At 54.0% G+C, this 12,127-nt stretch carries 8 protein-coding genes; 4 read left to right on the forward strand and 4 right to left on the reverse strand.

Annotated elements, in window-relative coordinates; genetic code table 11:
• Positions 1-29: 29 nt before the first annotated feature.
• The gene (gene pepN, locus UR504_RS04160) at positions 30-2,642 is read right to left on the reverse strand and encodes an aminopeptidase N (RefSeq protein WP_115874643.1); all 2,613 of its coding nucleotides are present in this window, start codon (positions 2,640-2,642) and stop codon (positions 30-32) included.
• Between the two features lie 254 nt (positions 2,643-2,896).
• On the opposite strand from pepN, the gene pncB reads away from it, so the two are divergent.
• The 4 genes from pncB (at position 2,897) to aspC (ending at position 8,726) form a co-directional block, all read left to right on the forward strand.
• Positions 2,897-4,099: a nicotinate phosphoribosyltransferase gene (gene pncB / locus UR504_RS04165; protein ID WP_320739358.1), complete on the forward strand. Its 1,203-nt coding sequence runs from the start codon at positions 2,897-2,899 to the stop codon at positions 4,097-4,099.
• A 165-nt stretch (positions 4,100-4,264) separates the two neighbouring features.
• A complete protein-coding gene (gene asnS / locus UR504_RS04170) occupies positions 4,265-5,665 on the forward strand; it encodes an asparagine--tRNA ligase (RefSeq protein ID WP_302234684.1) in 1,401 nt (466 codons plus the stop codon).
• A gap of 606 nt (positions 5,666-6,271) precedes the next feature.
• Positions 6,272-7,351, forward strand: coding sequence for a porin (locus tag UR504_RS04175; protein WP_111964557.1), 1,080 nt, complete (start codon positions 6,272-6,274; stop codon positions 7,349-7,351).
• A gap of 184 nt (positions 7,352-7,535) precedes the next feature.
• On the forward strand, positions 7,536-8,726 hold the full coding sequence (aspC, locus tag UR504_RS04180; protein WP_033145106.1) for an aspartate transaminase: 1,191 nt from the start codon (positions 7,536-7,538) through the stop codon (positions 8,724-8,726).
• A 48-nt stretch (positions 8,727-8,774) separates the two neighbouring features.
• Here aspC and UR504_RS04185 read toward each other — a convergent pair whose 3' ends face one another.
• From UR504_RS04185 to ldtD, 3 genes are all read right to left on the reverse strand, one after another.
• Entirely contained in the window at positions 8,775-9,422 is a 648-nt protein-coding gene (locus tag UR504_RS04185) for an MBL fold metallo-hydrolase (protein ID WP_302234683.1), read from the reverse strand.
• Positions 9,423-9,442: 20 nt separating this feature from the next.
• Positions 9,443-9,994 (reverse strand): YcbK family protein, encoded by a 552-nt coding sequence (locus UR504_RS04190; protein ID WP_032639289.1) that lies wholly within the window; start codon positions 9,992-9,994, stop codon positions 9,443-9,445.
• A 174-nt stretch (positions 9,995-10,168) separates the two neighbouring features.
• The gene (gene ldtD / locus UR504_RS04195) at positions 10,169-11,992 is read right to left on the reverse strand and encodes a L,D-transpeptidase (protein WP_115874641.1); all 1,824 of its coding nucleotides are present in this window, start codon (positions 11,990-11,992) and stop codon (positions 10,169-10,171) included.
• Positions 11,993-12,127 lie beyond the last annotated feature (135 nt).

Genomic DNA, 12,127 nt, shown 5'->3' on the forward strand with positions numbered 1-12,127 from the left:
CCACTGGGAGAGGGCCGGGTTAACTTTTATTACGCTAAGGCTTTAGCAATCTTCTCGTACAGATCGCCAGACAGGTTTTCCAGCCCTTTCAGCTGCTCAAGCGCGGCACGCATTTTCGCCTGACGCTTCGCATCGTAGCGTTTCAGACGGATCAGCGGCTCAATCAGGCGCGACGCCACCTGCGGGTTACGGCTGTTCAGCTCGGTCAGCATTTCCACCATGAACTGATAACCGCTGCCGTCTTCGGCGTGGAACGCGGCCGGGTTGCTGCTGGCAAACGCGCCAATCAGCGAACGCACGCGGTTCGGATTGCTCAGGGTAAAGGAACGATGCTTCAGCAGGCTGCGCACGTTGCTGAGCGCATCGGCCGCCGGGCTGGTCGCCTGCAGGATGAACCACTTGTCCATCACCAGGCCATCCTGATGCCACTTGTCGTCGTACTCCTGCATCAGCGCGTCGCGGCACGGCAGCTCAGCGGCAACGCTTGCACCCAGCGCGGCCAGCGCGTCGGTCATGTTATCCGCTTCATGATACTGCTTGCTCACAAGGGTGTTCGCCAGCTCGGTTTCACCAAACGCCAGGTAGCGCAGGCAGGTATTACGCAGAGAACGTTTACCAATGTCCGCGTGCTCAACGCGATAAGCATCAAGCTTGTTGGCGTTATAAATGGCGAGGAACTCGTCCGCCAGTTCAGCAGCCAGCGTACGGGTCAGCGCTTCACGCACCGCCACAATCGCGATCGGATCGATAATCTCGAACAACTCCGCGATTTCCGTTGCTGACGGCAGGGTCAGAATTTCAGCGGCGAGCGCCGGGTCAATCTTCTCATCCAGCAGGATCGCGCGGAACGCGTCAGCCACGTGCACAGGCAGCGACAGCGGCTGGCCCTGCTGGTGACGGTTTACGTTGATCTTGATGTAGGTCGCCAGCAGGCTTTGCGCCGCATCCCAGCGGGAGAAATCGTTGCGCGCGTGACGCATCAGGAACGTCAGCTGCTGATCGCTCCACTTGTACTCCAGCTTCACCGGCGCGGAGAATTCGCACAGCAGAGCAGGCACCGGCTGGAAGTAGACGTTATCAAAGATAAAGGTCTGCTCGGCCTGGGTCACGTTCAATACGTGGTGTACCGGGTGGCCGCCCTTCTGCAGTGGGATGACTTTGCCTTCGTTATCGTACAGCTCAATGCTGAACGGAATATGCAGCGGGTATTTCTCTTCCTGCTCTGCCGTCGGCGGCGTGCGCTGACTGATGGTCAGCGTGTACTGCTCGGTTTCCGGATTGTAGTCGTCTTTGACGGTAACAATTGGCGTACCGGCCTGGCTGTACCAGCGGCGGAAGTGGGAAAGATCGACATTAGAGGCATCTTCCATCGCCTGCACGAAATCGTCGCAGGTGGCCGCGCTGCCGTCATGACGCTCGAAGTAGAGCTGCATCCCTTTCTGGAAGTTCTCTTCACCCAGCAGGGTATGGATCATGCGGATAATTTCTGCACCCTTCTCGTACACCGTCAGGGTATAGAAGTTGTTCATTTCGATGACTTTATCCGGGCGGATCGGGTGCGCCATTGGGCTGGCATCTTCCGCAAACTGCAGGCCGCGCATGGTACGCACGTTGTTGATGCGGTTCACCGCGCGTGAACCCAGATCGGAGCTGAACTCCTGATCGCGGAAGACGGTCAGGCCCTCTTTCAGGCTCAGCTGGAACCAGTCGCGACAGGTGACGCGGTTACCGGTCCAGTTGTGGAAATATTCGTGGCCGATGACGCGTTCGATATCGAGATAATCTTTATCGGTAGCGGTATCGGTTCGCGCCAGCACGTATTTGGAGTTAAAGACGTTGAGGCCTTTATTCTCCATTGCGCCCATGTTGAAGAAATCAACGGCGACGATCATATAGATGTCGAGGTCATATTCGAGGCCGAAGCGCTCTTCGTCCCACTTCATGGAGTTGATGAGCGAGGTCATCGCCCACGGCGCGCGGTCAAGGTTACCGCGGTCTACGAACAGCTCCAGCGCCACCTCGCGGCCTGAGCGCGTTTTGAAGGTGTCACGCAGCACGTCGAAGTCCCCCGCCACCAGCGCAAACAGGTAGCACGGTTTCGGGAACGGATCCTGCCACTGAACCCAGTGACGGCCATTCTCCAGCTCGCCTTCACCTACGCGGTTGCCGTTGGAGAGCAGGAAGGGATACAGGGTTTTATCGGCGATGATTTTGGTGGTGAAGCGCGCCAGGACGTCCGGACGGTCGAGATACCAGGTAATGTGGCGGAACCCTTCCGCTTCACACTGGGTACACAGCGCCACGCCAGACTGGTAAAGCCCTTCCAGCGCGGTATTGGCGGCCGGGCTGATTTCATTCACGATGCGCAGCGTAAACTGTTCCGGCAGGTTGTCGATGACCAGCTGGTTGTTTTCTTCTTTATAGTCCGACCAGGCTTCATCATTGATATGCAGGGAGACCAGCGTCAGGTCTTCGCCATCCAGACGCAGCGGAACGGCGGTTGCGCTGTGGCGCGTCACCTGACTCACCGCCGTGACAACGGTTTTTGTGGCATCCAGGTCAAAAGTCAGATCGATTTCGCTAATCAGGTAATCCGGCGCACGGTAGTCGTGGCGGTATTTGGCTTGTGGCTGTTGTGTCATAGAAAACCTTATGCATCGTTTGTCGAGTAACGTTTCAATATATTCCTGTTGCGCAAATCGCGCTATGCAGAATGTTCATCTTTTCAGGGTCAAAACCCTTTTTTGCTACATTTGTATAACACGGGGCACAAAATGCCCTCGACCATAAAACGCGCTTATGTTGTGATCGGGGTTCAATAAATCACTAAACAAGGTATACTCCGGAGTTGTTTATTGTACTAAACGCTCCTGTGAGAGGATGCTACTGCGCACCTATGACTCAATTCGCTTCTCCAGTTCTGCATACGTTGCTGGATACCGACGCGTATAAACTGCATATGCAGCAAGCCGTTTTCCACAACTACTATGACGTTCACGTCGCGGCGGAATTCCGCTGTCGTGGCGACGACTTGCTCGGTATCTATGCTGACGCCATTCGTGAACAGGTCAATGCTATGCAGCATCTGACGCTGCAGGACGAGGAATATCAGTGGCTTTCTGGCCTGCCTTTCTTCAAAGCCGACTATCTGAACTGGCTGCGCGATTTCCGCTATAAGCCGGAGCAGGTCACCGTGCTTAACGATAACGGCAAGCTGGATATTCGCCTTGAAGGCCCGTGGCGCGAAGTGATCATGTGGGAAGTGCCGCTTCTGGCGGTGATCAGTGAACTGGCTCACCGCTACCGTTCGCCGGAAACGGGCGTAGCGCAGGCTGTCGCCGCGCTGGAAAATAAACTCGCAGCCTTCTCCACGCTGACCGCAGGGCTGGACATGTCCCGCTTCCGCCTGATGGACTTTGGTACGCGGCGCCGTTTTTCGCGCGACGTACAGGAGGCCATCGTTAAACGTCTGCAGCAGGAGCCGTGGTTCGTGGGCACCAGTAACTACGATCTGGCCCGTCGCCTCAACCTGACGCCAATGGGTACCCAGGCGCACGAGTGGTTCCAGGCGCATCAGCAGATCAGCCCTGACCTGGCCAACAGCCAGCGCGCGGCGCTGGCCGCATGGCTTGAGGAGTACCCGAATCAACTCGGGATCGCCCTCACCGACTGCATTACGATGGATGCCTTCCTTCGCGACTTTGGACCTGAATTTGCAGAGCGATATCAGGGGTTACGCCACGATTCAGGGGATCCGATCGAGTGGGGCGAGAAGGCGATTGCCCATTACGAGAAACTTGGCATTGACCCGATGAGCAAAGTGCTCGTCTTCTCGGATAATCTCGACCTGGCGAAAGCGGTCGAACTCTATCGTCATTTCAACACCAGAGTGAACCTGAGTTTCGGGATTGGTACCCGGTTGACCTGCGACATTCCTCAGGTAAAACCTCTGAATATTGTGATAAAGCTGGTGGAATGTAACGGCAAGCCGGTGGCGAAACTCTCCGACAGCCCGGGAAAAACCATCTGCCATGACAAAGCGTTTGTCCGCGCATTGCGCAAAGCGTTCGATCTCCCCTTGATTAAAAAAGCCAGTTAAGCGCTTACGGGAGCCTTTATGGCTCCCTTCCCTTATTTATTTCTCAATTCTTCTCTTTTGACTGCGAAATTTACTTGTCTGATAGCGGATGGCAGGTAACATAGATATCCCCCCATAAGGGTGGACAAGTATTTATTTTTTCCGACTATTAACAGAGAGAATATTATGAGCGTTGTGCCTGTAGCCGACGTACTCCAGGGCCGTGTCGCCGTTGACCAGGAAGTCACCGTGCGCGGATGGGTGCGTACCCGCCGAGATTCTAAAGCTGGCATCTCCTTCCTCGCCGTCTATGACGGTTCCTGCTTTGATCCTGTACAGGCCGTCATTAATAATTCTCTACCCAATTACAATGATGACGTTCTGCACCTGACAACGGGCTGTTCCGTTATTGTCACCGGCGTGGTTGTAGCATCACCGGGTCAGGGCCAGAGCTTCGAAATTCAGGCTTCTGCCATTGAAGTCACCGGCTGGGTTGAAGATCCGGATACCTATCCGATGGCGGCTAAACGTCACAGCATCGAATATCTGCGTGAAGTGGCCCACCTGCGTCCGCGTACCAACCTGATTGGTGCGGTGGCGCGCGTGCGTCATACGCTGGCGCAGGCGCTGCATCGTTTCTTCGACGAACAGGGTTACTTCTGGGTGTCTACCCCGCTGATCACTGCGTCCGACACAGAAGGTGCCGGTGAGATGTTCCGCGTCTCGACGCTGGACATGGAAAACCTGCCGCGCACGCCTGATGGTAAAGTGGACTATGACAAAGACTTCTTTGGCAAAGAAGCTTTCCTGACGGTATCCGGTCAGCTCAACGGCGAAACGTACGCCTGTGCGCTGTCTAAGATCTACACCTTCGGCCCTACCTTCCGCGCAGAAAACTCCAACACCAGCCGTCACCTGGCGGAATTCTGGATGCTGGAGCCGGAAGTGGCGTTCGCCGACCTGGACGATGTTGCGGGCCTGGCGGAAGCGATGCTCAAGTACGTCTTCAAAGCGGTGCTGGAAGAGCGTCCTGACGACATGAAATTCTTTGCAGAACGCGTAGACAGCGATGCAGTAGCGCGTCTGGAGCGTTTTGTCTCAGCCGACTTTGCGCAGGTGGACTACACCGACGCGGTGGCGATCCTCGAGAAATGCGGTGAGAAGTTCGAGAACCCGGTTTACTGGGGCGTTGACCTGGCGTCTGAGCACGAGCGCTATCTGGCCGAGAAGCATTTCAAAGCGCCGGTTGTCGTTAAAAACTACCCGAAAGACATTAAGGCCTTCTATATGCGCCTTAACGAAGACGGTAAAACCGTTGCAGCGATGGACGTCCTGGCGCCGGGCATTGGTGAAATCATCGGTGGCTCTCAGCGTGAAGAGCGTCTTGATGTGCTGGACGCGCGTATGGAAGAGATGGGGCTCAACCCAGCTGATTACAGCTGGTACCGCGATCTGCGCCGTTACGGTACCGTACCGCACGCCGGTTTTGGTCTGGGCTTCGAGCGTCTGATTGCCTACGTTACCGGTGTTCAGAACGTACGCGACGTGATTCCGTTCCCACGTACTCCACGTAACGCCAGCTTCTAATCGCTAAAAGACTAAAATGGCCAGCAGATGCTGGCCATTATTTTATTCTGCATTGTCAGTTTTCGTCAGCTTAAAGTCAGCATCTTTAAACCTTCGCCCCGTCACAACCACTACCTGTTACGTTTTGTTTCCGCGAAACATCCAGCCACAAAAAATAAACCCTATTCTTATTGCGATTATTTCCCCATCGGGCAATAGCACAAATTTCAACCATTTTTACAGCCATCCAGAAGGCTTTCAGGAGTTATAAGAAAAAACGGGTCGTTTAGCGTCTGTTTATATGAATTGCCTTTATCCAAATTAATCATAAGGAATTCATATATATAGGATATGCTCTGTTGTTTAATTCGCCAGGGCACTCTGAAGTTTGAGGTGGTTCACAAAGTTCCCAAAAATACATATTTAGTTACACATATTTTCTTTCTGTTACTCAATCTTGAGAATTGTAGCACTTTCAGGCTAGCGAAACGCTTCGGCGAATGGAAAGATGCCTGTCAGATACATAAAGACACCTAACTCTCATCAATAGTTCCGGAAATATTTATTGACAGAATTTATTGACGGCAGTGGCGAGTGTCATAAAAAAACCAATGAGGGTAATAAATAATGATGAAGCGCAATATTCTGGCAGTGGTAATCCCTGCCCTGCTGGTAGCCGGTGCAGCTAACGCTGCAGAAATCTATAACAAGAACGGCAACAAGCTGGACTTCTACGGTAAAGTTGTGGGCGAACATGGCTTCACCACTTCTGGCGAACATAAAAACGCTGATTCCTCTTACGGCCAGATCGGCTTCAAAGGCGAAACTCAGATCAACGATCAGCTGACCGGTTACGGCCAGTGGGAATACCGTGCACGCGCGGGTGCAGCTGAAGGTGACCAGACTAACGTAACTCGTCTGGCATTCGCGGGTATCAAAGTTTCTGAAGCAGGTTCTCTGGACTACGGTCGTAACTACGGTATCGTTTACGACGTAGAATCCTACACCGATATGGCTCCATCCTTCTCTGGCGAAACCTGGGGTGGCGGTTATGTTGATAACTACATGACCAGCCGTTCTACTGGCCTGCTGACCTATCGTAACAACAACTTCTTCGGTCTGGTTGATGGTCTGAACTTTGGCGTCCAATACCAGGGTAAAAACGACCGTAGCGATCTGCGTAAAGCGAACGGTGACGGCGTTGGTCTGTCACTGGGCTACGAGTTCGGCGAAGGCTTCGGTCTGATCGGTGCCTACAGCACCGCTAACCGTACGCTTGAGCAGAAAGAAGATGGTAAAGGCGATAAAGCTGAGTCCTGGGCAGTTGGCGCGAAATATGATGCGAACAATATCTACCTCGCGACCGTTTATGCTGAAACCCGCAACATGAGCATCCTGGGCGATAGCACAGAGACTGTGTACGACGTTGCTAACAAGACTCAGAACTTCGAAGTTATCGCTCAGTACCAGTTCGACTTCGGCCTGCGTCCTTCCGTTTCTTACGTTCAGTCCAAAGGTAAAGACCTGAACGGCATCGGCGACCGTGACCTGGCGAAATACATCACCACTGGTGCGACTTACTACTTCAACAAGAACTTCAACGTGTACGGTGACTACCGCTTCAACCTGCTGGACGACAAAGATGCGTCCACCAGCTGGGTTGGCTCTGACAACCAGGCTACCGTTGGCGTAACCTACCAGTTCTAATCAGTACACCACTTTGTTATATGCTTAATGAACAGGGCTTCGGCCCTGTTTTTTTATGCCTGACAGAAAATAATGGCGACTTTTGAAAAGCCGCACGCTTTTCGTCGCAAACGGTTGGCATTTTGTAAATCTACCGTTAACCTGATAGCGGATTTCACTTCTGTAATCACAATGGAACTTCGTCATGTTTGAGAACATTACCGCCGCTCCTGCCGACCCGATTCTGGGCCTGGCCGATCTGTTTCGTGCCGACGACCGCCCTGGCAAAATCAACCTGGGTATTGGTGTATATAAAGATGAAACCGGCAAAACTCCGGTACTGACCAGCGTTAAGAAAGCTGAGCAGTATCTGCTGGAAAACGAAACCACCAAAAACTACCTCGGTATTGATGGTATCCCTGAATTTGGTCGCTGCACCCAGGAGCTGCTGTTCGGTAAAGGCAGTGCAATTGTGAGTGACAAACGTGCCCGCACAGCACAGACCCCAGGCGGTACCGGTGCGCTGCGCGTGGCGGCGGATTTCCTGGCGAAAAACACCTCTGTTAAGCGCGTATGGGTAAGCAACCCAAGCTGGCCTAACCACAAGAGCGTGTTTAACTCTGCGGGTCTGGAAGTGCGTGAATACGCCTACTACGACGCGGCAAACCACTCTCTCGACTTTGACGGCCTGCTGGCGAGCCTGAGCGAGGCGCAGGCAGGTGACGTGGTGCTGTTCCACGGCTGCTGCCATAACCCAACCGGTATCGACCCGACGCTTGAGCAGTGGCAACATCTGGCGAAGCTGTCCGTAGAAAAAGGCTGGCTGCCGCTGTTTGACTTTGCCTACCAGGGCTTCGCCCGTGGCCTGGAAGAAGATGCCGAAGGCCTGCGCGCGTTCGCAGCCGTGCACCAGGAGCTGATTGTCGCAAGCTCGTATTCTAAGAACTTCGGTCTGTACAATGAGCGCGTGGGTGCCTGTACGCTGGTTGCCGCTAACGAAGAGACCGTCGATCGTGCGTTCAGCCAGATGAAATCGGTTATCCGCGCTAACTACTCTAACCCACCGGCACACGGTGCGTCTGTTGTTGCGACTATCCTGAGCAACGATGCGCTGCGCGCTATCTGGGAACAAGAGCTGAACGATATGCGTCAGCGTATTCAGCGCATGCGCCTGCTGTTTGTGAACACCCTGGCTGAGAAAGGCGCGGATCGCGACTTCAGCTTTATCATCAAACAGAACGGTATGTTCTCGTTCAGCGGCCTGACCAAAGAGCAGGTTCTGCGTCTGCGTGAAGAGTTTGGCGTGTACGCCGTGGCCTCTGGCCGCGTGAACGTTGCAGGCATGACGCCTGACAACATGGCGCCACTGTGCGAAGCGATTGTCGCCGTACTGTAATTTGCGCTCATAAAAAAGCCTGCGTTATGCAGGCTTTTTTTATTCGGGTTACCAGACAGGCATTTCATCCTGAAGGAACGGGTTATGGAGCCGTTCATAGCCCAGCGTCGACATCGGACCGTGTCCAGGGATAAACGTTACATCATCACCCAGCGGCAATAACTTCTGTTTAATCGACTGAATCAGTTGACCGTGATCGCCGCGCGGAAAATCGCTGCGTCCTACGCCACTTTTGAAGATCACATCGCCGGAAATCAGCAGACGGGACTGGTCATCAAAGAAGACGATATGGCCTGGCGTATGCCCAGGACAATGCAACACCTGTAAAGTCACATTCCCTATGCTAACGCGCTCTCCTTCGTTCAGCCAGCGATCGGGCGTCAGTGGCTGACACTCATCCAGGCCAAACATGCGGCTTTGGGCGGGTAACCCCTGCAGCCAGAACTCATCTTCTTTTTCCGGACCAACTATCGGCACGCCGTAGTGTTCAGCCAGTTCAGCCGCTGCACCCACATGGTCGAGGTGACCATGCGTCAGTAAAATCTGCATGAGCGTCACGCCGCTGTCGGCGACTTCCTGCTTGATCTTCTCAGCGTCACCGCCGGGATCGACAAGCGCGGCCAGTTTAGTCTGTTCGCACCAGATCAATGAACAATTCTGGGAGAACGCGGTAACCGGAATAATACGATAGTTCATACTGCTCCTGTGTTTCGTTATTACCAGTGCCGAACCGGACCGGTATCAATATGCACAAAGTTGCTGCTGGGGTAATATCCTACACCACCTGCGCGCATAGATAACGCAGCTTTGCGAATATTGGCTAACGAAACGCCTTCAATATGGAAGTCCATTGCCTGTCCCTTCGTGTGATAGCTTTTTTTCGCTACCCCGCGACTGTGGGCGCGCAGTTCATTATTGGTATCAATCGAGCGATAGCCAGAAATGAGCTGAACCGGCTTGCTGGTGCCCAGCAGGCCCTGAAGGCGGAAAAGCTGATCAAACAGTCCTGGATCGATGGCTTTTATTTTATTCGCGCGGAAATCACGGAAAAAATGGTTAAGTCTTGCTAATTCATCCTGAATATAGCCTCTGCCATCGAAAAACTCCGCTTTTAGCGACTCACCGGTATGCAGGTTGTTGAGCGTTAAAACTCGCGGACGAGGTGTCGAGAGGGTGGCAAATGCTGGCGTCGGCAAGATGGCCGCTGCGCCAAGCGCAACACCACCTAACGCCAGCAGTTTGCGGCGATTAGCGTCAAATTTGTCCATGATAATCAGGTCTACAGGTAAAAGAAATCGTAATATGCTTAGCGCACGAAGGGCACCTTAACTGGCAAAACCGGGTACGTCAAGGCGCCCAACCCCAGTGAATACGCGGCTTACAGCGATATTGCCCCTTATTCACCCTAACTTACGACAATCATTTTTCCCGAACTGCTTCATTTACCTGATTAATTGTTCCGCTTTTGGCAAAATTTGTGCGCCGGATCGCGCGGTGAGATCATAATTGTAAATATCTGTACGGTACTGAGTACGCCCGTCTTCGCCAACAAACGCCGTCAGATAGTAGAGATTGACCGGAATGTTGTGTCGAATATTAACGTAACGCGTATCCCCCTGCTTCAGGGCATCGGAAATGCGCGTATCGTTCCAGCCCGCATCCTGCAATAGCATATTGGCCAGCTCCGAGGCTTTGTTCACGCGTACGCAGCCAGAACTCAGCGCGCGAGTATCTTTCTGGAACAGATTGTGGTTCGGCGTATCGTGCAGATAGATAGCGTCTGAACTCGGCATATTGAATTTGTAGCGCCCTAAAGAGTTATGCGCCCCGGGTGCCTGCTGGAAACGGAACGGCAGATTAGAAGCCGTAATTGTCGACCAGTCGACCATATAAGGATCGATGGCCTCTTTACTGTTCCATCCGCGCATCACCGTATAGCCATGACGTTCCAGATACCCCGGATCGTTCCAGACCTTCGGCAGAATGTCTTTTCTCGCCAGCGTCGGAGGCACGTTCCACGGTGGGTTAACCACCACGTTATTCAGCGCGCTGCTCATCATCGGTGTTTTACGATCCGGACGCCCGACAATCACGCGCGACGCCAGTTTTTCGCTACCGTCCTGATAATAGACCAGGGAATAAGCCGGAATGTTAACCATAATTCCGGTAGAGAGTGTTCCAGGCAGCAGGCGCAAACGCTGGATATTGAGCGCCAGCACACCTGCCCGCTGCGCAGGCGATACGTTCAGCCAGTCTCGCGTCGTCTGGCCAATGACGCCATCGGCCCCCAGCCCCTGTGCGGTCTGGAATTGCTTCACTGCCGCAACCAGCTCGCGATCGTATGCTGCGGGTTTATTGCTGACGGCAATCGTTTTTTTCTCTTTCACGGGAGCTGACGGGCTGACCGCCGCATTTTGCGGATCGTCGCCTGGCAACGCAATATGTGGCCCGCCATCAAGAAGACCGGAGCGAGTCAGGATCTCGCGCAGGGCAGGCACATCGCTGCTCCACTGCCCCGGACGCAGCGTCGCGGTGCCGCGCATCTGAGGCCATGGGCGCGAGTCACCCACCAGCGCGAGGAGCGACTGGTGAAGAGTGGCATATTGTGGGTGCGCCGGTGCGAGGCTGGCGATAAAGCGCGGCAGTTCGCCGTTATCCAGCGCTAACTGCCATTGGTTAATCACCGACAGCGCCGGCGTCGCCAGCTTGTACGGCTTATCGCTGTAAAGCCAACGGTTGCCGTTGACCGGAATACCCGCCACGAACTGCAGGTAGCCCATCATGGCATCGGAAAGCACCACGTCTCGCGCCTGCCCGGTGACGGCAGGATCGGTTAACAGCTCAACCCATTTTGTAAACTGCGGCTGAAACCCTGCAATCGCGACCTCCGCCAGCTGCTGCTGGAAGGCGCGAACGGCATCGCGGTTTTCCCACATCGGTTTCATATCGCGGGCAGCATAAAGGAGCGTGAGCTGATTGAGATAGACAGGCGCGTACCCGGACGGCAGCCCCGACTGCAGCTGCTGGCTGAGCGATTCGGCGTCGATGCCTTCCGGCAGCGGCTTAATACCGGCCATGATAGCCGTTGCCGGAGACTGGTCCAGAGGCTGGGACAACGACGTTGGCTGCGCGCCCGTCGTTGCCGAGCTGTCAGTCGGCACAATTTCAGGCTCGTCGGCCTGGGCGGTTAACAGTGGAGCAAACATCACTGCCAGGCATAAACTTAGCGCCGACAGCTGACGACCACATTCTTTCTTAAGCAACATCCCTTGCCCCCTGTTTTCACGACATGCCCATCACGTTGGGGCTTTCTTTCATTATAGGTAGACGGCTAAGCTGTTGCCTTACCTTATGTAAAGAAGTTTAAAGATAACGCAGCCCTAAGCACAAGTTAAGTTTAA

This window comes from Enterobacter sp. 241F3, from assembly GCF_034106785.1.
GTDB classification, from domain to species: domain Bacteria; phylum Pseudomonadota; class Gammaproteobacteria; order Enterobacterales; family Enterobacteriaceae; genus Enterobacter; species Enterobacter vonholyi.

Excerpts from the sequence above, each read along its gene's own strand:
- pepN (WP_115874643.1), bottom strand. The coding sequence starts at position 2,642 with ATGACACAACAGCCACAAGCCAAATACCGCCACGACTACCGTGCGCCG.
- pncB (WP_320739358.1), top strand. The coding sequence starts at position 2,897 with ATGACTCAATTCGCTTCTCCAGTTCTGCATACGTTGCTGGATACCGAC.
- asnS (WP_302234684.1), top strand. The coding sequence starts at position 4,265 with ATGAGCGTTGTGCCTGTAGCCGACGTACTCCAGGGCCGTGTCGCCGTT.
- UR504_RS04175 (WP_111964557.1), top strand. The coding sequence starts at position 6,272 with ATGATGAAGCGCAATATTCTGGCAGTGGTAATCCCTGCCCTGCTGGTA.
- aspC (WP_033145106.1), top strand. The coding sequence starts at position 7,536 with ATGTTTGAGAACATTACCGCCGCTCCTGCCGACCCGATTCTGGGCCTG.
- UR504_RS04185 (WP_302234683.1), bottom strand. The coding sequence starts at position 9,422 with ATGAACTATCGTATTATTCCGGTTACCGCGTTCTCCCAGAATTGTTCA.
- UR504_RS04190 (WP_032639289.1), bottom strand. The coding sequence starts at position 9,994 with ATGGACAAATTTGACGCTAATCGCCGCAAACTGCTGGCGTTAGGTGGT.
- ldtD (WP_115874641.1), bottom strand. The coding sequence starts at position 11,992 with ATGTTGCTTAAGAAAGAATGTGGTCGTCAGCTGTCGGCGCTAAGTTTA.